This is a genomic window from Paenibacillus turicensis (assembly GCF_050461185.1).
In the GTDB taxonomy this organism is placed as follows: Bacteria; Bacillota; Bacilli; order Paenibacillales; family Paenibacillaceae; genus Fontibacillus; species Fontibacillus turicensis_A.
In genome coordinates this window covers 72,111-92,971 of record NZ_JBCMOR010000020.1, presented here as the reverse complement: position 1 = coordinate 92,971, position 20,861 = coordinate 72,111, and the positions used below count along the sequence as shown (strand labels likewise).

21 protein-coding genes and 1 other annotated feature are annotated in these 20,861 nt (G+C 38.9%); of the genes, 8 read left to right on the top strand and 13 right to left on the bottom strand.

The genetic code is table 11. From position 1 onward, the window contains the following. Nucleotides 1–104 precede the first annotated feature (104 nt). Genes ABE099_RS20360 through ABE099_RS20345 form a run of 4 tightly spaced genes read right to left on the bottom strand, consistent with a single transcriptional unit; the run spans nucleotide 105 to nucleotide 3,760 of the window. Nucleotides 105–989 (bottom strand): metal ABC transporter permease, encoded by an 885-nt coding sequence (locus ABE099_RS20360; RefSeq protein ID WP_430033427.1) that lies wholly within the window; start codon nucleotides 987–989, stop codon nucleotides 105–107. Further along, nucleotides 989–1,942, bottom strand: a complete 954-nt coding sequence (locus ABE099_RS20355; RefSeq protein ID WP_430033424.1) for a metal ABC transporter permease — start codon at nucleotides 1,940–1,942, stop codon at nucleotides 989–991. The genes ABE099_RS20360 and ABE099_RS20355 overlap by 1 nt, the downstream gene beginning before the upstream one ends. Before the next feature lie 4 nt (nucleotides 1,943–1,946). Continuing rightward, nucleotides 1,947–2,738, bottom strand: coding sequence for a metal ABC transporter ATP-binding protein (locus ABE099_RS20350; RefSeq protein ID WP_430033421.1), 792 nt, complete (start codon nucleotides 2,736–2,738; stop codon nucleotides 1,947–1,949). Nucleotides 2,739–2,779: 41 nt separating this feature from the next. Beyond that, a complete protein-coding gene (locus ABE099_RS20345) occupies nucleotides 2,780–3,760 on the bottom strand; it encodes a metal ABC transporter solute-binding protein, Zn/Mn family (RefSeq protein WP_430033418.1) in 981 nt (326 codons plus the stop codon). A 229-nt stretch (nucleotides 3,761–3,989) separates the two neighbouring features. Here ABE099_RS20345 and ABE099_RS20340 point away from each other — a divergent pair, with 229 nt between their 5' ends. Beyond that, the gene (locus ABE099_RS20340; RefSeq protein WP_430033416.1) at nucleotides 3,990–4,415 is read left to right on the top strand and encodes a hypothetical protein; all 426 of its coding nucleotides are present in this window, start codon (nucleotides 3,990–3,992) and stop codon (nucleotides 4,413–4,415) included. A gap of 71 nt (nucleotides 4,416–4,486) precedes the next feature. Here the strand turns inward: ABE099_RS20340 and ABE099_RS20335 are convergent, their stop codons facing one another. The 3 genes from ABE099_RS20335 to ABE099_RS20325 all read right to left on the bottom strand — a co-directional run bounded on the left by ABE099_RS20335 (nucleotide 4,487) and on the right by ABE099_RS20325 (nucleotide 8,265). After that, on the bottom strand, nucleotides 4,487–6,526 hold the full coding sequence (locus ABE099_RS20335; RefSeq protein WP_430033413.1) for a peptidoglycan D,D-transpeptidase FtsI family protein: 2,040 nt from the start codon (nucleotides 6,524–6,526) through the stop codon (nucleotides 4,487–4,489). A 126-nt stretch (nucleotides 6,527–6,652) separates the two neighbouring features. Next, nucleotides 6,653–7,804, bottom strand: a complete 1,152-nt coding sequence (locus tag ABE099_RS20330) for a CvpA family protein (protein ID WP_430033411.1) — start codon at nucleotides 7,802–7,804, stop codon at nucleotides 6,653–6,655. A gap of 17 nt (nucleotides 7,805–7,821) precedes the next feature. After that, complete coding sequence (locus ABE099_RS20325; RefSeq protein ID WP_430033407.1) at nucleotides 7,822–8,265, bottom strand: hypothetical protein; 444 nt, start codon at nucleotides 8,263–8,265, stop codon at nucleotides 7,822–7,824. 160 nt (nucleotides 8,266–8,425) lie between these two features. Here ABE099_RS20325 and ABE099_RS20320 point away from each other — a divergent pair, with 160 nt between their 5' ends. From ABE099_RS20320 to ABE099_RS20310, 3 genes are all read left to right on the top strand, one after another. Further along, complete coding sequence (locus ABE099_RS20320; RefSeq protein WP_430033404.1) at nucleotides 8,426–9,568, top strand: MFS transporter; 1,143 nt, start codon at nucleotides 8,426–8,428, stop codon at nucleotides 9,566–9,568. 60 nt (nucleotides 9,569–9,628) lie between these two features. Then, nucleotides 9,629–9,760 carry a hypothetical protein gene (locus ABE099_RS20315; protein ID WP_280921127.1) on the top strand — a complete coding sequence of 44 codons (132 nt, stop codon included), beginning with the start codon at nucleotides 9,629–9,631 and terminating at the stop codon, nucleotides 9,758–9,760. A gap of 127 nt (nucleotides 9,761–9,887) precedes the next feature. Continuing rightward, nucleotides 9,888–10,241 (top strand): toprim domain-containing protein, encoded by a 354-nt coding sequence (locus ABE099_RS20310; protein WP_430033400.1) that lies wholly within the window; start codon nucleotides 9,888–9,890, stop codon nucleotides 10,239–10,241. Here ABE099_RS20310 and cyoE read toward each other — a convergent pair. The 3 genes from cyoE to trpS form a co-directional block, all read right to left on the bottom strand. Further along, the gene (gene cyoE / locus ABE099_RS20305) at nucleotides 10,236–11,174 is read right to left on the bottom strand and encodes a heme o synthase (RefSeq protein WP_430033397.1); all 939 of its coding nucleotides are present in this window, start codon (nucleotides 11,172–11,174) and stop codon (nucleotides 10,236–10,238) included. The genes ABE099_RS20310 and cyoE overlap by 6 nt on opposite strands. A 448-nt stretch (nucleotides 11,175–11,622) precedes the next feature. Next, nucleotides 11,623–12,999 (bottom strand): class II fumarate hydratase, encoded by a 1,377-nt coding sequence (fumC, locus tag ABE099_RS20300; protein WP_430033394.1) that lies wholly within the window; start codon nucleotides 12,997–12,999, stop codon nucleotides 11,623–11,625. 14 nt (nucleotides 13,000–13,013) lie between these two features. Continuing rightward, a complete protein-coding gene (trpS, locus tag ABE099_RS20295; RefSeq protein WP_430033391.1) occupies nucleotides 13,014–14,000 on the bottom strand; it encodes a tryptophan--tRNA ligase in 987 nt (328 codons plus the stop codon). A 65-nt stretch (nucleotides 14,001–14,065) separates the two neighbouring features. Next, nucleotides 14,066–14,332: a binding site (T-box leader), on the bottom strand. A 141-nt stretch (nucleotides 14,333–14,473) separates the two neighbouring features. Here trpS and ABE099_RS20290 point away from each other — a divergent pair. Together ABE099_RS20290 and ABE099_RS20285 are read left to right on the top strand one after the other, a co-directional pair. Beyond that, on the top strand, nucleotides 14,474–15,442 hold the full coding sequence (locus tag ABE099_RS20290) for an aldose 1-epimerase (protein WP_430033388.1): 969 nt from the start codon (nucleotides 14,474–14,476) through the stop codon (nucleotides 15,440–15,442). Between the two features lie 200 nt (nucleotides 15,443–15,642). After that, nucleotides 15,643–15,876: an alpha/beta-type small acid-soluble spore protein gene (locus ABE099_RS20285; protein ID WP_210089212.1), complete on the top strand. Its 234-nt coding sequence runs from the start codon at nucleotides 15,643–15,645 to the stop codon at nucleotides 15,874–15,876. 133 nt (nucleotides 15,877–16,009) lie between these two features. Here ABE099_RS20285 and ABE099_RS20280 read toward each other — a convergent pair whose 3' ends face one another. From ABE099_RS20280 to ABE099_RS20270, 3 genes are all read right to left on the bottom strand, one after another. After that, nucleotides 16,010–16,420, bottom strand: coding sequence for an O-methyltransferase (locus ABE099_RS20280; RefSeq protein ID WP_430033497.1), 411 nt, complete (start codon nucleotides 16,418–16,420; stop codon nucleotides 16,010–16,012). A 203-nt stretch (nucleotides 16,421–16,623) separates the two neighbouring features. After that, nucleotides 16,624–18,006 (bottom strand): ABC transporter substrate-binding protein, encoded by a 1,383-nt coding sequence (locus ABE099_RS20275; RefSeq protein ID WP_430033384.1) that lies wholly within the window; start codon nucleotides 18,004–18,006, stop codon nucleotides 16,624–16,626. Between the two features lie 491 nt (nucleotides 18,007–18,497). Then, nucleotides 18,498–20,306 (bottom strand): M3 family oligoendopeptidase, encoded by a 1,809-nt coding sequence (locus tag ABE099_RS20270; protein ID WP_430033381.1) that lies wholly within the window; start codon nucleotides 20,304–20,306, stop codon nucleotides 18,498–18,500. A 98-nt stretch (nucleotides 20,307–20,404) separates the two neighbouring features. On the opposite strand from ABE099_RS20270, the gene ABE099_RS20265 reads away from it, so the two are divergent. Together ABE099_RS20265 and ABE099_RS20260 are read left to right on the top strand one after the other, a co-directional pair. Continuing rightward, nucleotides 20,405–20,593, top strand: coding sequence for a YycC family protein (locus tag ABE099_RS20265; RefSeq protein WP_430033378.1), 189 nt, complete (start codon nucleotides 20,405–20,407; stop codon nucleotides 20,591–20,593). Next, nucleotides 20,590–20,823: a hypothetical protein gene (locus ABE099_RS20260; protein ID WP_430033375.1), complete on the top strand. Its 234-nt coding sequence runs from the start codon at nucleotides 20,590–20,592 to the stop codon at nucleotides 20,821–20,823. Before ABE099_RS20265 ends, ABE099_RS20260 begins: the two co-directional genes overlap by 4 nt. Nucleotides 20,824–20,861 lie beyond the last annotated feature (38 nt).

Below are 20,861 nucleotides of genomic sequence, written 5' to 3'. Positions count from 1 at the left end.
CTTACATTAACATTCATTTAGATTACCTGTACCATCAACAAAATAGCCACTCTCCTTCACTTATTAGTAAAGGAAAATGGCTGTTTCAATATTAGCTATTTTTATTAATCTACAACTACCGATTTTAACCGACGTCGTTTACTGAACCGCGCAAGCAAACCATGTCGTGGCGATAAAATAAACACCAGTGCAAAAATAATGCCCGCAACACTAATCATCGCACCTGCAATGGAAGCATCTATCCATTTTGCACTGTAATAGCCACCTACAGCACTTAAAATTCCAATAAACGAACTGTATACGATCATCATGCCTAAGCGATCTGTTAATAAATACGCCGTCGCCGCAGGTACAATCAACATTCCAACAACTAGGATTGCTCCTACACTTTCGAATGAAGCCACCGTCGACAAGGATACTAGCCCCATCAGTAGGTAGTGAAATAACATCACAGGGATGCCAAGCGCTGCGGCTAGCGCAGGGTCAAACGCGCATATTTTAAACTGCTTATAAAACACAGAAATGACAACTAAAATAATGAATAGTGTAATTCCTAACATCCATACGGCCACAGGTCCCATATCATAACCATTTATAATCAACGTGTTCCACTGAACATAAGCGATCTCTCCAAACAATACACAATCTAGATCCAGATCAATTTGTGAAGCGTTGCGGCTTATAATAATGACGCCAATTGCAAATAATGCCGTAAATACGATCCCGATGGATGCATCACTTTGTAAGCCCCCATTTTGCAACAATTGAATGAGAAATACCGTAATGAGCCCTAAAATAGCTGCACCAAGCAACATCAGCATGGAGTCTCTTGAACCACCAATTAAAAAAGCAATAGCTATACCTGGCAATACAGAATGACTAATCGCATCCCCAACTAACGCCATTTTACGTAAAACGAGAAAACAACCTAAGATGCCACAGCTAATCGCAACGAGGGAGCCCGTTAAAATAATCCAAAAATCACTCATTATAGCTCCCCTCTTTCTACCGTTGATTTCGTTGATACGATCGGTTCGACATCTAATTGACGCTTCAAATCATATCGATGTTTTGCTTGCCTCATCCACTTAAATACTAAACCTTTGGCAGGAGCAAACAGAAAAGAAAAAGTGAATAATGCCGTTGCCGACAACACGGTAACTGGTCCTGTAGGTAAATTAGAGACACTAGAGCTAATCATCGTCCCCACCATACCTGATAAAGCACCAAACAAACCTGCCAAAACAACCATTACACCTAACGTCTCACTCCAATACCGCGCAGCTACCGCTGGGGTAATAAGTAATGCTGCAACCAAAACAACACCCACTGCTTGAATGCCAATGACAACCGCGATTACCGTAAATAATAATAACAGTTGCTCTAGCAATGCGACTTTAAAGCCTAATCCCCTAGCAAATGCAGGATCAAAGCAAATCAGCTTAAATTCCTTAAATAACAACGTACAAACCACGATTAACACAAGCGAAATGCCTGCCATTAAATATACATCAGATAACATCATGGATGCGGCTTGACCAAACATATATTTATCTAGTCCACTTTGGTTGCCACTTCCACTATGCTGAATTTTAGTCATAAGCACTACGCCAACTCCAAAAAAGACAGTGAGTGTAATGCCTAATGCTGCATCCTGCTTAATTCTAGAAAATTTCGTAATGATATGAATCCCTAACGTAGCGATGACGCCCGAAACAATCGCTCCAAGCATAAAAAGCCCCATTGATTTAACTTCTGTTAACATAAACGCAATGCAAATCCCAGGTAAAGCAGCATGGGCTAATGTATCGCCTAATAAGCTTTGCTTACGCAAAAAAGTAAATGCACCAATCACACCACTACCCAAGCCTAACAACAAGGAGCCCATTAAAATCCATAACATATTTGGGTCTAACATAAAATTCACAAGTGTATTCCACATGTTCTCACCTCACTTCTACAGGTGCTTCTACAGGTGCTGTAGGGGATTCTAAAGATGGATTTACGACATCACTGAGAATTGCTAATCTACCGCCATAGGCCTGTTGCAGATGATCACTAGTGAAGGTCGTTTCTGTAGGTCCCGCTGCTACAATCGTTTTATTAATTAAAATAACGTGGTCAAAATATTCACGAACCGTAGATAAATCATGATGAACAACAAGGACGGTTTTCCCTTGATTTTTAAGCTCATGCAGTAGTTGTATAATTGCCTTCTCCGTTGTTGCATCTACACCTGCAAAGGGCTCATCCATTAAGTACAAGCTAGCATCCTGCGCTAATGCCCGAGCAAGGAATACACGTTGCTGCTGCCCACCTGAGAGCTGACTAATTTGTCTACCTGCAAATTCAGCCATACTTACCTTTTCCAAGCAATCCATCGCTATTTTACGTTCTTGTGCACCAGGCCGTTTAAACCATCCCAAATGCCCGTACCTTCCCATCATAACAACATCAAGTGCGTTTGTTGGAAAATCCCAGTCGACTGACTCTCTCTGCGGAACATAACCAACCTGCTTACGGTTTTGCTGATATGTCCCTCCAAAAATTGAAACTTCACCATCCACGACAGGGATAAGTCCCATTGTCGCTTTTAATAATGTAGATTTACCTGCCCCATTAGGCCCCAATATTCCAATCAGCTTACCTGACGGAACCTGAAAGGATACAGATTGAAGCACTGATTTCTTTTGATAAGCTACCGTTAAATTTTTCACTTCTATTGGATATGTTTCCATATTAGATTCAACTCCTTTTTCCCAGTAATCCGTCTTATATCTTATTTCAAAGCCTCTACAATGGTGTTTACATTATGTTGAACCATTTTAATGTACGTATCTGCATCTGAGCCAGGTTCTCCTAAAGAATCAGAGTATAGCTCGCCCCCAATTGTTACTTCATGTCCTAATTGCTTAGCGCCTGCAATGACAGCCTCCATTGATTTTGTAGGAATACTGGATTCAACAAACACCGCTTTGATTTTATTATCGATTAAGTAATCACGGAGCTCACTTACATCCTTAGAGCCATATTCCGCCGCAGTACTTATCCCTTGTAGCCCCATTACCTTCATGCCATAAGCGTCACCAAAGTAACCAAAGGCATCATGTGCCGTAACCAAGACTCTCGATTGTTCTGGAATTTGAGCAATTTTCTCCTTTACCTCTGTATCTAGCTTCTCTAAATCTTTAATGTAGGCTTCTGCATTGTTACGATATAACTCCGCATTGGCTTGATCATATTTGATCAGTACATCACGCACCGTTTCAGTAGCGGAAATCCAATGCTTTACATTAAACCAGATATGAGGGTCAAATTCAGTCCCACCTGTATCTTGTCCTGAGCGAAGCACAGCTTTATCAATATTTTGTGAAACAGCAGCAACTGGCTTTTGATTTCCTAATTTTTTAAAAATATCATTGAGCTTCCCTTCCAAATGTAAGCCACCATAAAAAATAATATCCGCTTGATCTAGGCGCTCCATATCGCCATGCGAAGCTTTATATAAATGGGGATCCACGCCTGGTCCCATCAGTCCTTTGACCTCTACCTCATCCCCACCTACAACCTCAACAATATTCGTAATCATCCCAATCGTTGTAACTATGTTAATTTTGTTGTCAGCAGAGGGCCGAGTTGCTTCACTTCCTGAACTATCCACCTTACTACATGCCGCAATAATAATGAGTGCAACAACGCCTAACGTCATCTTCAAACGCTGAAATGGTCCCTTTTTAACGGGAAGCTGATCCTTTTCCATTTGAACCTCTCCTTTTAAACATAGTTTTATATTTTAGTACAAGCTAATTTTCTTTCTCATAAGACTAAGTTTTATCCGAATATAAAAATGTTTCCCTAAGGCAAATTTTAAAGCATAGACAGCTAAATGGCAAGAAAAAAATTATCCCTTTATTCTTATAAATAGTCTATATATTTACATAAAATGATATATATGATAGAGTTTATTACAAATATTAGGAGGTGTAGTAATGAATTTTAATTTTATTAAAAGAAGAAGTATTAAACAATTTGCACTCTCAAGTCTTATGCTTTGTTTGCTTGTAGCACCACTTTCTTCTGTAAATGCCTCTAACATCAATGAACAAGATCAAATTAATCTAAATGATATCAATGAAAGATCTGGCCTAATAACTCCGTTAGATTCATTAACCTATAAAATTGGAGAGACATCTACTCATATTTATTTTAGTGGTAAAGTTACTATTTCTTATAATGCAAAAGGAGGAAGCCAGGGGATTCATATCGGGGTATATCAAGTTGGTGCAGGTCCTGTCTCTGTAGAATCAGGATTTTTCGCTGGCAAGGGATCTGTAACTTATAATTTACACAAGTATCATTATATAGTAGTAGAAGGTGATACTGGAGTATCCGGAACATATACAGTAACCTACTAAGACATAAATTACCTAAAAAAGATACCTGTTCGTAAAAATGAACAGGCATCTTTTTTATTCTTAATGGATTATCAATTTCGCTTATCCTTCTCTTGCTTTAACCCCTTCTTAGGGACACCGTCAAGTCCATATTCTTGATCATAAGCGTCAAAAATTTTACGAGCGACAGGAGCAGCACTAGTGGCTCCAAAACCACCCTCAGGAATAACTACAGCTACCGCTAGTTTTGGATTTTCGCGTGGAGCAAAGGCGATAAACACCCCATTATCGCGCATTTTTCCGTTTGCACGTTGTTCAGATGTACCTGTTTTTCTCGCGAAGGAGTATGGGAAACCAGCAAATGCTTGACTTACATTCGTTTCCATCCCACCGATAACAGTTTTCCAATAGGACTCATTAAATTTCACTTCATTTAATACTTTGGGTTTAAATTCTTCGATAACATTTCCTTCTGCATCCGTAATTTTTTTCATCAAATGGGGTTGCATTCGTTTACCATGGTTAGCCAACGTCACAGTAAACTGAGCTAATTGTAGGGCTGTATATCTTCCTTGCTGTCCAAAGGAAGCATAGGCCAATCTAGCTAGCGCTGTTTCTGTGGGGTTGTTATATTCTAAAACGCCTAAAAATTCTTTAGGTAAGTCAACTTCTGTACTAACACCCAATCCAAATTCCTTCATGTAATCATGCCATATACCAATTCCTTTAGCTCCATATTTTTGATACAATTTTTCCCCAACCATTTTAACCATAAAGGTATTTGAGGATTTTCTGATTGCATCCGCAGGGCGTAATGATCCATAAGCATGGGAACCAGAGTTACGCACACGAGCCGAATTATTTTTACCAAAGTAGGCAACACCACTATCGTTGTAATAAGTACTTGGCGTATAAAATCCTTCATTTAAACCAATTAAGACCGTCAACGGTTTAATTGTAGAACCAAGCAAGACGGTAGAATCAAAATTATGACCTGATTTTCCTGAACTCATTGGTGTAACTGTTCCATTTTGATAATTACCAGAAATTTTTGCCCAGTTCTCTGGTGAGATACTACCACTACTCCATACGTTAGTATCATAGTCTGGCATACTTGCCATTGCAACAATGTTACCTGTATCCACTTCCATTGCTACCGCATATCCTGTTTTCGCATTAGGTTGGGTAGAGCCCGATACGGCATGGCTACGTACCCACTTAATTTGATCCATAATCGCTTGCTCCGCAGTCATTTGCACCTTTTTATTTAATGTAGTATGCACATCGTAGCCTTTTTCAGGTGGGGTTATATTTGAAACCCCTAAAGCCATATTACGTGGATCAATAGGTACACTTTTATAACCATTTTTGCCACGAAGATATTCCTGATATTGTAGCTCTAGCCCATCATAGCCAACATCTTCAGTTTCTTTATATTGGACGGCAGGATCATCATTTTTACTTGCTTTAATATCTTTATAATATTTTAAGTTTGTTGAGGCATTTGCATATTTTCTTATATAACCCACCGCTTGAACCGCAACGGTATCTGGATCATATTTTCGTATACCTTCTTCCACGATATCAATTCCAGGAAACTCATTTTTCCGCTCTAAAAAGTAAGCTACCTCGGCTTTATTCAAATCCATTTTAATGCGACGAGGGATAAACCCACCATTCATCGCATAATTTAAGTCCATCGACTTAATAATATCTTCTTCGGTAAGTGGTTTTTCTTGTTTAGAACCATATTTGTCAAAAACATCTTTTAGCTTTTTAGCTAACGCAACAGCTTCCTCATAATTTTTTTTACCTGCTTCGGATGCTTGATTATATGAATTTTTTTGTAAGGTCAAATAAAGTGACTGAACTGGAATAGAATATGCTAATTTCTCCCCACCATCCGCTAAAATGGAGCCACGAATTGGAGATAAAGGGACTTCCTTCACACGCATACTCGCTTCTTGTTTTGATAAAGATGGCCCTTCTACAAATTGTAGGATAGCAAGTCGTACGATAATAACGGTAAAAATAGCAAAAGCACTAAAGAAAAAAATGTTAAGTCTTATATTAAAATGACGTTGCATTTGATCTTCTTGTTCGCGTTGATCCTCAGAATAAGCACGCTTCATGATTTTCATGTCCCACCTTCATTAAACTAAAACCTTTTTTTACTTTTCTATATTAACATAACGGGAAAGGGAACTGTGAAGTTACAGTTATTACAATTTTGAAAAAAATTATTGCCCCTAAAATAATTAGATACCTGAAACGAGCTTATCCGCAACATGGGTTTCAGCAAATTTAGGTGGGTTAAACCAGTCTCCACTACTTGCCCAAGTGCTATCTAAAGGGATCCAACGGTTGGATTCCGAAAGATATACTTCATTCCAAGCATGGGGTCCATAACCACCCTTACCATCGTAACCGAGTCCTGTCACTACTTTCACCTGCAAGCCTTGGGATCTTGCCATCACTGCGTATAGTCGAGAATAGTCAATGCAGACACCACGCTTCGTATCATACGTCATCTGTGGCGTTTGCTCATGCCATATTCCTTTTTCTTCATAATCCTTCACTTTATTGTTGTCATAAACAATTTGCTTGCCAACCCAATCATATAACTTACGAGCCTTTTCTTCATCATTTCTTGCACCAGAAGTCACCTTAATCGCTGTCTCCTCAATTGATGTTGAAATATTAGCATCAATGACCTCATACTTACGTTGCCACATTCCGTTTAGCTCTTGACCCACCGTACGTGTAAATACTGGTAGTTTCTCCTCAATAAGATTGCCTGCCAACGGCTTAATAACACGATTAGCAACCTCTTGATATGGAGGAGAAGCCTGTACATAATGGCTAAATTTAGTTTCTGGCATTAGTGTGACTACGATAAACAAAATAACAATAATGACTAAGGAGCGTGCTACTCCGATGACCAAGCCAATAATTCCCCCAAATACACGACCAAAGCTAGTTAAAGAAGATGAACTATTAAAAAGATGCGTGCCCCCACTAAATACATAACGTTGAATAAGCGCTAATACAACGCGTATGAGCCAATATACAGCAAGGAAAACAATTGCAAACCGCATGAGCGGGAAATCTCGAATCGCAGTCACAAACGTATACCATGTTTTCTCCCATAGTGATAAATCTCTTGTTGGAATGACAACATGCTTAACTAACCAGTTCTGAACCACAGGTGCCATCCACATCGTAAGTGGCAGTGATAATGCAATCCCAACCACTGAAAGCACCCCACCACCTACTAACGAGAGTAATTGATTTGCAGACCTAGAAGCTCCACGCAACATCCCTTGCAGAACAGATCCTAACAAGATAAATATAATAATGATCGTTATAAAATTACGCTCCTGTAGACTCTGTACCCAATCTGTTAGCATGTGTGCCTCCTTCTTATTTACTTCTTATTATTTCTCTTCGCCTCTTGAATAAAGGCAGTAATCGTGTCATTTACAGACCATTCACCTAAAGATACACCATGTGATGAGATTCTCACCTTATCATTCCCTGGTTTACCAACGACTTCAAGGTTTTTCGTTGTAATGGTGTACGTTCCATCGCTATTTTGAGTCCATTTTGCTTCCTTCGCTTCATTTTTAAGCATATTCAGCACTTGATCTTTACTTAAGTTTACTGCTTGATCCGTCACGGAAGTTAATGCACCGCTAATGTCCTTGAGTGAAATTCCACTGTAAATAATTATAAAGGCAGCAATGATCAAAACCAAAACCCACTTAATTACAGTCTTCACAAAATTAATAACCATTAATAAGACAACAAGTGCAACCACAATCACAAGCCAATTTTCTTTTAAAAACGTAATCCATACGTCTGCATTCATCTTTACTATAAGCCCCCTTATCAATTTATCCATATTTTCATCACATCATCGCAATACGCTTATTATACATGATGGTTATGTATGAAGTCATTTTCTCAGGTCTAAGTTTGTCCAGCAGAGCGTACTAGTTTATTAGAAGACTTAAATAGGAGGTCAGGTTATGAAGATGGCATTTTGGCTTTATTTTTTTATGTTTCTAGCCTTTTTTGATTTACATGCCGCTTATCCCATTTTAACACCGTATGCCTTATCGCTTGGCGCCGCCCCTGCCTTTATTGGCTGGATGATGGGCATCTATGCCCTTACTCATTTACCTGGCAACCTGATTGCCGGACAAGGTGTTGACCGTCATGGGAGCAAAGGATATATGGTTTTTAGCTTAATAACAGCAGGAATTATCCTATTATTGCAATCCGCTGTTACAGCACCTTGGGAGCTCCTTGTTTTGCGCTCGATTAGCGGCTTTGTCTTAGCTTTTTTATCTCCCGCTTGCTTAGCGATGCTTACTTCCCTTTCAAGCAATGCCGCACAGCAAGGGAAGCTATTAGCAGGTCATGGCGTCGTGCATACATTGGCGTCGGTTCTATCTCCCGCGGCAGGTGCACTTTTAGCAGCTAAAATGGGCTTCACCTTTACATTCCAATTTTTAGGCTGGTTACTTATTGCAACAGGAATCATCGCCATATTTACAATTAAAGAAAATCGCACGCTACTTCAGCCTACGACAAATCAAAAAAAGTCAGTCCCACTTCAATTTAAAATTATTCCTTTTCGCTATTATGTATTACCGTTAGCCGTGTCGTGTGCCCAAGGGATTTTATTTTTTGAACTCCCTTTACAAGCAGGTGGCACCGCTCATATTATGCATACAGGTATTTATTTTTCAATTATTAGCCTTGGTTCCTTATTGACATTATCCTTGTTATTTTTGAATCATTTTTCTCCCTTTTACAGAGTACAATTTGGAATCCTGGGCATTGCCTTAGCTTTTTTTGCCTTAGCCGCAGTACCGGAAATCCCTATGTTAGTCACTTTATTTATGTTAGGTATGGCAAAAGGAATTGTGTTCCCTGCAATGGCTTCTTTATTCATAGAGCTTAGTGGTGGAAAACGACTAGGGACCGTATTTTCATATCAATCGATTGCGATGTCCATTGGAGCATTTATTGGACCGATCTTAGCTGGTGTCATTCATGGAAGCTCCTCCCCTTATTTTGTTTCATTTTTTATTCTAATGATTTGTCTCATTACCATCTATCCCGCAAATAATTTAACGACCGTAGGCTCTCACACAAGAGTTTAGGAGATCACCTACATAAAATACCTTGTAACATTGAACATACGTTTATGAGGAGGGGAAAACATGAGCTATATCGATCCATGTGCTCCAGCATGTGGTGCTCCTGCACCAGTTTATGGCTTCTGGACAACAACAGGAACAATTCTTGTATTGTACATCTTGCTTGTCATCATTTTGCGTGCACCTTTTGCATAAAAGAGACCTAAAAACCCCTTGTACGGCTAACCACTCTGGTTAGTCGTATTTTAATTTCATTAAGTGTAAACTATAAAATATAGTTACATGACTTCATATGTATGCTTTAAAGCAGAGGTGAACTAACTTGGACATCACAATCATTGTAGAAGGTAAAAATGATCGAAGCAGGCTAAAGCGATTACTGAGCGACGAGGTTCAAATTTTGTGCACATTCGGGACACTGAATAGTCAAAAATTAGAAACGTTACGCAAAAAGATTGGCAATCATGAAGTTTATTTGTTTATGGATAATGATGCGGCAGGAAAAAAAATTCGAGGTGTGCTCAGGGATGCTTTTCCAGATGCTGAACATATTTATACAAGGCGAGGTTATGCAGGTGTGGAAGGTACACCTAATGAATATTTAATTCAACAACTAGAAAAGGCCGGACTAGAGGAATGGATCAACTACCCTCCGCCCGACCTATTAAATTTATAACCAAGTTGTATCCAATACAATGACAAGTAACATAATCGTTAAATAGTTAATGGAGAATAAAAACACTTTTTTAGCCCATTTATCATTGTCTTGTGAGTTAAAGCCTTTAACCGCCATAAACAACCATAAAACCGATAAAATCTCACCGACAATTAAAAACCAAATGCCTGTGTAGTTGTATACATACATCAAGATTGGAATCGGAATTAACAGTGCAATATAGGGAAGCATTTGTAGCTTTGTTCTTGGTATTCCCTTCACAACAGGAAGCAATGGGAAACCCGCTGCGCGATATTCCTCTACACGACGAATTCCAAGCGCCCAAAAGTGAGGGGGTTGCCACAAAAACAACATTGCAAATAACAAGATTGCACCCAAGTCAATTTTTCCTGAAACGGCAACGTATCCGATCACTGGTGGCATCGCTCCCGAGATTGCCCCTACAGAGGTACTCCATGTTGATGTACGTTTTAGCCACATTGTGTATACGAGCACATAAACGACCATACCCACGATCCCACATACACCTGCTAACCAACCAGAAAATATAAATAGTGTTGTTAAACCAACAATACCAAGGATAATTCCATAAGCGAGAACCGTCGTTGGTGATATTTTACCTGTAGGCAACGCTCTTTGCTTAGTGCGCTCCATTTTTGTGTCCATTTCACGATCCAAATAGTTGTTAAACACACAAGAAGATGCCATCACAAGCAATGAACCCAGTAATGTCCATATTAAAGTACTATAGTTGATGCTCCAGTGTGAAGCTAACCAGAAGCCTGCAAAAACAGCAATCCCATTGGAACGTAAAATTCCTGGCTTTGCAAGTGCAACAAAATCCCGCCACGTAGCGGAAGAGCCTTGTGACGTTGATGTTAATGACATTGTGGCTGAATCTCCACCAGAATGATAATTAGCATTTTTCGCCATACGTAAACATCCCTCCAAATGAATAAAAAATCCATATCTATTTAGTAGTAATTTTTTGTTGTTTTTATTCTCTTGCTATAAACTTTATCACATCATAAGCCAAATTTGTTTACCAATACTTTGAGAAAATACGATATATGTGTCTATTCAGTGAACAAAAAAACTCTAACCTCAATGCAACATTGAGATTAGAGCTTTCGTTAAATAAATTTCAAAAATCATAGGTTTGAATGAGGCTCAATCTTGAAATTAGTTCTTGACCGCTAACCCAAATTAGCGAAGAGACAGAGCGATTCTGAAGATTGTCTTTTAAAATCTAATTCCATCCATCAATAGACTTTAATAAAAAGGAATTTGATTTTAACACAATCGCAAGAACGCTCTGGATCGTAGCTACCAGACTCCTATCGTAGTCAAGTACTAATTTCTATATAGAGCCTTAAATGATTTAAATCATTTTTTCAGGCTTCACCATTTGATCAAATTGTTCTTCAGTTAGAATGTTTAATTGAATTGCTGCTTCCTTTAAGGTTAAGTTCTTTTTATGAGCAAGCTTGGCAATTTGCGCAGCCTTTTCATAACCGATATAAGGATTAAGCGCTGTTACAAGCATTAAAGAATGCTGAAGATGCTGATCAATGACTGGGAGATTAGGTTGTATCCCCTTCGCACAATGCTCATCAAATGAAATCATTACATCTGCTAATAGACGGCATGATTGTAAAAAGTTATAGATGATCACTGGCTTAAACACATTTAATTGAAAGTTTCCTTGGCTTGCAGCAAAACCAATACTGGTATCATTACCTAACACTTGGCATACGACCATTGTCATCGCTTCGCTTTGGGTCGGATTTACCTTCCCAGGCATAATTGAGCTACCTGGTTCATTTTCGGGAATAATCAGCTCTCCAAGTCCACTACGAGGTCCACTTGCTAAAAAGCGCACATCGTTTGCGATCTTCATCAGATCAGCACTTAACGCTTTGAGCGCACCATGCACATGGACAAGCTGGTCATGGCTTGTTAACGCATGAAATTTATTGGCTGCAGAAGTAAACGGGATAGATAACTCCTTACCAATGCCTTCTGCCACTAATCGCCCAAAGTCAGGATGCGCATTTAGACCCGTGCCTACTGCAGTCCCGCCAATAGCTAACTCCAATAGCGATTGAGAACTATGTTGTATAAATGCTTCACATTTGTCCAGCATTTCATGCCATGCACTAATCTCTTGGCCTAAAGTTAGTGGTGTTGCATCTTGCAAATGGGTACGTCCAATTTTAATGACATCCTCAAATGCTTTTGCTTTATGTGCTAAAGTTTGTTTAAGTTGACGTAGTGCTGGCAATACCTGCTCATGTATAGCTAAGTATGCTGCAATATGCATGGCCGCAGGAAAAGTATCGTTAGAGCTTTGGCTTTTATTTACATCATCATTTGGATGAACCTGCTCCTGACTGTTCTGGAGCGTAAGCAATTCATTACTACGCCTTGCAATAACTTCATTCACATTCATATTGCTTTGCGTGCCACTCCCTGTCTGCCAGACAATAAGGGGAAAATGGGCATCTAGTTTGCCTGTTATAATTTCATCAGCAGCATCAGCAATGGCCTGAGCTTTTTCAGCGCTTAATGAACCTAAAGCCTGATTTGCTAATGCCGAATGTTTTTTAATTTGCGCTAGACCATATATAACAGTAAGCGGAATCTTTTCGTCGCCAATTTTAAAATTTTGCAAGCTACGCTGCGTTTGTGCGCCCCAATATTTATCATTTGGAACCTCTAGCTCGCCAAATGTATCCTTTTCAATTCTAAACTCCATAACTATTCACCTCATTATCTTGGCAGGAAGCCCATTAGATGGCGTACTTCCTTGATTGTTCTTGAAGCTTCCTCTCTTGCACGCTCAGCCCCCTGTGCTAAAATGCTAGTTAGCTCGCCAGATTGACGGATGTCGTGATAGCGTTGCTGAAGGGGTTCAATAAAACTCACCACAACCTCAGCTAATTCCTTCTTAAACGTACCGTACATTTCTCCCTCATACTTCTTTTCAATCTCAGCTAGCGTTAAACCCGAAAACTGACTATAAATCGCCATCAGGTTACTAATTCCTGGCTTCTCAGCAGGATCAAAAGTTACTGCACCACCTGAGTCTGTGGTTGCACGGCTAATTTTTTTGCGGATTACCTTTGGATCATCTAGCAACGTAATATAACTTCCTGCGTTAGGACTACTTTTACTCATTTTAACCGTAGGATCATCTAGTGCCATAACACGAGCACCCACCTTTGGAATAAATGGCTCTGGAAGAGTGAAGTATTCGCCGTAACGAGAATTAAAACGGGTAGCCAAATCACGAGTCAGCTCTAAATGTTGCTTCTGATCATCTCCAACTGGGACTAAATCAGCATTATACAATAAGATATCTGCTGCCATTAATGCAGGATATACAAATAGCCCTGCCCCAATCGTTTCCTTCCCTGAAGATTTGTCTTTAAATTGAGTCATGCGCTCAAGTTCTCCCATAGATGCCAGCGTAGTCATAATCCATCCTAGCTCAGCATGCTCCGGCACATGTGATTGCATATATATTTTAGATTTGGTTGGATCAACACCGGCAGCGATATACAGGGCTGCTACCGATTCAGAGCGCTCTCTTAAATCTGCGGGATCTTGAGGTACAGTAATCGCATGAAGGTCCACCACCATATAATTACAGTCATAATCATCCTGCAAGGCAACATAGTTTTTTATAGCACCAATGTAATTTCCAATTGTAATATTACCGCTAGGCTGCGCACCTGATAATACTTTCTTTTTCATTAGAATATCCTCCTTTAACATTTAACTTTCAAAAAAACTGAACGCAAAAAAATCCCATCATCCCCCAAAGGGACGTGAGACCGTGGTGCCACCCTTATTCGTCAAATGGAATCATTCCCAGTGATAGAAATGAACATGTGCCATTTGACCTCAAATGTTCAAATAACGACGAACAAGCCGTCTGGCATACTATGCTAAAATAAAAGTATTCAAGCAGTTGTGCTCAGAACTCCCGAGTCCATTCAGCATTAGGCTACTTACCGATTCTCATCAGCCATCGGCTTTCTGACAAAGCACATCCTAAGCTTACTTATCTCGATCAACGTTTTCCAATTTATGTTACTATCTGCTACTTTCTTAATGCAATCATAATCGTAGTTTGTCAAAGATGTCAAATCTGATTTTTCGTGACACTAAAAAAGTGTTATGATAAAGCATAAGTTTAAAGATTATGTGGGAAAAGGAGCATCGATATGAACAAAGTGACCAAAGGGCAATGGAATGGTTATGATACTTACATCTTACATAGCCCTGAACTTGAAGTCACGCTGCTACCCCGTTTAGGCAATAATATTATTCGCTTGTGGGATTGTAAACATCAGCGCGATGTGCTTCGCCACCCAGATGAAAATGAGCTGGAGTTTTATTTACAAAAGCCGTATCATTTCGGCATACCGTTATTATTTCCACCTGGTCGGATCAACAAAGGGCAATTTCAGTATGAGGGTCAACATTATGCATTTGATCGTAATACTGCAAATGACAACCATATTCATGGTTTACATCGTATTCAAAGCTGGTGTGTCAGCGATATTGAAGAAGAGGAAGATAGCTGCGCCGTTATCACCGAATTTGATACACAAAATGATGAAAATTGGATGAGGCAATTTCCAGTTCATCTTAAATTAGAAATGACGTTACGTCTTCAGGGTTCTGTTCTTACGCAGTCATTTAAAATTACACATTTAGGCGATAAAGCCGTTCCTATCGGTCTTGGGCTTCACACTTGGTTTCTTCTCGATGGTGAACCAGAGCGATGGCAAATTAAATTACCTTGCGAAGGCATTTACGAGCTTAATGAGGAACAAATTCCTACAGGCAACATCGAACCATTAGGGGATCTATCACTTTTAAAAGAAGGCTTGAACTTAGCTAATCAAAATTTTGATACCCTTTTTCATATCGGCAACCATCCTGCAGAAGCACTGCTTTTACGCGAGGATGGTTATGGAATTAAATATGCAGCCGATGAAGCCTTTAAGCATTGGGTGCTATTTACAAAAGGGGAGATTGATCAGTTTTTCTGTATTGAGCCCTATACTTGGTTACCTAATGCTCCTAATCTTTATGTCTCACCACAAATCAGTGGTTTAATTGATCTTCAACCACAACAAACAATCTCAGTTTCAACACAGCTCGAGATCCTATCCGCATTACAATAATTCAAGAAGAGTGAGTTAAGGAATCCAGATCCTTTACTCACTCTTCTTTTTGTAATCTAATCCCTTTAGCTATATCCATGCTTCTCGTTGTTCACCTAACCTTCCGTGTAATATTTACCAATATATTTACTTTGTATCTGCTGTATATTTTCTCTCCTAAAAACCATACTAACATCACAACAGCAAAGGAGGTGACACACATGGCAAATAACAATCAAGGCGGTAGCCGTACTAACAACCTTGTTGTTCCTCAAGCAAACGCTGCTCTTCAACAATTGAAATATGAAGCTGCTCAAGAGTTAGGCGTTACAATTCCGGCTGACGGTTATTACGGGAACTACACTTCTCGTGAGACTGGATCTCTCGGAGGTTACATCACTAAACGTCTAGTACAAATTGCGGAGCAACAATTGTCAGGTCGTTCTAACCTGTAATTGTCATTACTCCATATCAACATATGAGAAACAGGCGTACTGTGCATAACAGGCGCCTGTTTTTCAATACATATTACTATTCCCTACTTCTCTTAGTACATAATTATTGCATGGTTTCTTTTATGATTTCTTTTCAAGAAGTCATGTCATTGTTATATGTATGTTTACGTCCTTGGTATCTTTGAACCATCAAACTTGCCATATTATAATTGGATTCAATAATAGCATCTACGATAATTTTTCCTTGACGTAACGCAAACTCATAACTAATTTCTCCATGAGTCCAATAGTGCTTAAATTTCAAGGCATCAATCGCCATCTCACGAAATGTTTTAAATTGCTCTCCATTCAGACCCATTTCCTCTTGAGCTAACATTCCACCACGTCCCGCAATTGGATTATGCTTAATTCCAAACTTGCCGATCACATTGTTACGAATCTGTATAAATACGGTTCCAGACGACATCGCTTTTAGCTCTACTTCTAATTCCTTAAAGACAAGATCAATTTGCCGAGCAAGAGAAAGTTCTGTAGTATTCAAAATACATTCTCCTTTTATAGTTAATTTTACCTATTTATTAGGTATTAAGACTCATTATATTCCATAATTATACTATCATCAACACAAACTACAAAAATAGGTATAAATTGCTGTAAATTGAACAAAAAAAGAGTATATCTCACACAATTATGGAGACATACTCTTAGATACAAAAAATATAAAGACAGAATCCAATTGTTTAAACCTTATTTACTACTATCCTTAGACGCCTCATCTTTTATTGCCTTATCTAATATGACTTGTCCTTCTTGCTCTATTGTCTGAAGTGCTTCGTCCATCGATTTTTTGTTATCCTGAACTAATTTCAGCTCACGATCAACAATCGGCTGATACTGAGGATAAAAGCTTTGTGGAATTTTGTTCATGTCTATTGAAACTGCGCCTTCCAACTTCGGTTGTAATTTGTAGAACACATCTAGGCTAACGCCTTCAAATTCCTTTGAATAACCCATTCGGGACATAAGCCCGTTATTTAATGATTTCGATTTAACCTTAGCAAAATCATCGCCGTTCACGTATTTCATAAATTCCCAAGCCGCATCAGCATTTGGTGAGTTGGCTCTTATTGCAAACACTTCATTAAACTTAATATTTCGAGATTTGTCTGGCTCCGCCGGATCAACAGGTCCCGCAACGATACCAACTTGAAAAGGTTTATAATCCTTCATCGATTCCTTAGCATTTTTCATAACACTTAATGAATAAGCATTGCCAGTAGTCATTGCTGAACGCCCCATAACAAACAACTGACTTTGATAAAAATCCTCTAGGGTCCCCCCTTGGAACGTACCGTCCTTAGGATTGTAAATTACACCCGCATCTATTGCCTCTTTAGCAAGCTGGTAGGTCTGTTTCCATGAATCCGTATTTAATGTAATTTTCATCGTGTCTGTGTTTATATATTTTAAGCCTTGGGTAGATGCGATTTTCAAAGCTAAGCTATCAATTGTCATCCCATAATCATTGCCAAATCCATAAATACGGGTTTTCTCATCACCATCAGTGGGAAAGCGGCGGGCTAAATCAAGGATTTCCTTCCATGTCATACTATCATGTGGTACATCAACCCCATGTTTAGTGAATAAATCTACATTATAAAAAAGAGCGTTTCCATAAAATGAGGGAGCTAATCCGAATAGTTTACCCTCCCCTTTGTCCTTAAGGATCTCGATCAATGCTGGGTAGATGCTTCCAATATCATACTTATCACGTTCGATCAGGGTATTAAGCTCCATTAATTTACCTTCCGCAGCAAATTTTTCATACTCATCCATGCTCAGCGCAACGACATCTGGCTGTTCCTTCTCCATAAGATCTGCTAGCGCTTTGCTTAAATCCTGAGTATCCCCCTGATAGATACTATTTGTCGGAATCACTTCAACATCAATATTAGGATATTTTGACGAAAAAACATCACCATATTGAGTAGCAAAATACGCTGCATCCATATACATGATTTTAAGACTAGAGTGCTGCTCTTTTTCCTTGGCTGGTGCACTAGAGCAACCTCCAAACAAAACACCACATAACAAAATCAATAACGTCTTACCAACCCATTTTCTTCTCATCATAACCTCCAAATAATAGCTTTATTTTACTTCTCATATTAAAAAAGTAGAAGCCAAAGGGAAGTAATCTGAAGAATCTTGGCTAAATGCTTGGAAGAGGATGAATAAGCAATCTTCGTATCTAAGAAGTTGTTGTGCTAAGATTCTTTTCAGAATAGATCAACAATCATCTTATCTAATTCAAATTCTATATTCTAGGTTGGTCAAAATATAAGAGGATTGTGCGAAATAAAATAACATTAATAGTTTTTTATGTAAGTTTGATGATGCAATACAATTTGTAAATATAAAGAATAAAAATTTACATAAATAATTAGTGATTTTTTTCACTTTAAAATACAATATTTCCCTTATCTATAAATCTACGATAGCATTTATTCATTACTATGTAAATAATAATAGGTCAGAAACAACACTCACCCCCTTACATTTTCTAGGTTAGATAACTAGAAATTATAAGGGGGTGACCTAATTTTATAAAAAATTGTTTTTTAGTTCTCCTCAGTTAATGCCAAGAAATCCTCGACATCTTGAATCGCAAGCTTCATCGCATCTTCCCAGAAATCAGGCTGCGTTAAATCAACACCAAGATGCTTGGAAGCAAGCTCCTCTACATTCATACAACCTGTATCCTTCAACAATGCATCATATTTAGCTGCAAAAGCAGTCCCTTCTCGTTTCGCAATCGCATAAATGCCTGTGCTGAACATATAACCAAACGTATACGGGAAATTATAGAACGGAACACCTGTAATATAAAAGTGTAGCTTAGATGCCCAAAAATAAGGATGATAACTGCTAAGTGAGTCTAAGAAGGCTTCACGTTGCGCTTTTTCCATTAATGTAGAGATTTCCTCTGCCTCTATTGTTCCTTGTTTACGCAACTCATAAAACTGTGTTTCAAACAAGAAACGAGCATGGATATTCATAAAAAATGCAATACTACGTTGTACCTTATCGGCAAGTAAAGCGATTTTTTCTTCTTTAGATTGTGCATTTTCTACTAAGGCATCCGATACGATCATTTCAGCAAAAGTAGAAGCCGTTTCCGCTACGTTCATCGCATAATCTTGATTAAACATCGGTAGTCCATCCATCAAATATTGATGATATGCATGTCCTAACTCATGCGCCAATGTGGACATGTTGGAAACTGTCCCCCCAAAGGTCATAAAAATACGAGTTTGCTTGCTGACTGGCAAAGAAGTACAAAATCCTCCTGGACGTTTCCCATTACGATCTTCGGCTTCAATCCACTTTTGATTAAATGCGTGGGTAGCAAAATCAGCTAGTTTGGGACTAAACTTAGCAAATTGCTTCACAATTTCTTTAGCCGCGTAGTCATAGGTGGTTTGTCCTGTTGAATTCCCGACTGGGGCATCTACATCACACCAGCTTAGCTTATCGACACCTATCATTTGGGCTTTACGATCCATATATTTAATAAATAACGGCTTATGCTTATTAATTACCTGCCACATCATGTTGAGAGTGTCCTCTGACATTCTGTTAATCGCAAGTGGTTCCTTAAGCGCATTATCCCATCCACGATTTTCATATAACTTCAGTCTGAACCCAGATAGTGCATTTAAAGTGTCTGCACTATAGTCTGCGGTATCCTTCCATGCCTTTTCCCATTGCACAAAGGTAGCTTCACGTACATCACGATTGGCATCATCCAGCTTATTCGCCGCTTGTCCTACCGATAGTAGAACTTCATTTCCTTGCTCATCCTTGCTTGGAATATGAATATTAGCTACGATCGTATCATAGTGTTGACCCCAAGCATGATAACCAGATACAGCTAAATCAGAAGCTAAGCTTTCTAATTCAGGAGACAACTTCTCCTTTGCCTCATTTCTCTTTTCAGTTAGCACAAAAGCGATTGGCTTAACTTCTTCCCGCTCCATCCAGCCCTGCCATACGTCATCAGAGGTAAGGAATAAGAGGTTGTGGAATAAAGTCATCATATTAGAGGCTTGGGCACCCAATGAAGTGACCTTACCAGATAACTGTACTGCCTTTTTGTCATGTTGATCCTGTGCAGTTAAGCATTCCGTAAAACTAGATGCCTCTAAAATTCGAGCGGATACACTTTGTAATTGCTCAATTATGGGATCAAGCACATAGGTCTCCTCTACAGAGGTCGGTGCTTTTTGATTTTTTAAGACTTCATTTAATGCTTGAATGTCCTTTTCTAATTGGTTTAAAAATTGCGGAAAGGCTTGACCTGTTGATCCTCCTTCAAACAAGCTATCAAGGTCCCAAGTTAAAGCTACGGGTTCATTTAAATGTGACAATATTATTCATCCTTTCTAAATACCACAGACATGGATATGATAATGTGGTAATATACATTTTAAATAAAATTCAAACTAAATTAGGAGGGCAATGCTCCATGCCACCATTAAAAATATCTGCCGAAACTGCAATCAAACTTTCAGAAAAGCTTAAGGTTCCCATTGAACATTTAATGCACATGCCTCAACATATATTACTTCAAAAGCTTGCTGAGCTTGCCAAAGAAACGCCAAATGAGGGGCAACAAGACCCAACTGATTCAACAGATGAGGATAAACAATCATGATTCCCTTTAATCGCGCATTACCTTATGACATCTTTACGAAGGATGTCTACGTTCCTAATTGTCCTTTTTGTGGACAAGAGCAGGTGTTAATTCCAATAAAACCTTCTGAAATCCAAGCCGCACATGAGGGCAAAAAGAAGCTCGTTGTTTTTCCTTGCTGCGGTAACAAATTGTTCGTCACAGACAGTGATCAAGATTATTTAATGACGGATACAATTGTTAGGCGATAACACGTAATTAAGATAGCACATAATACTATGAATATGAA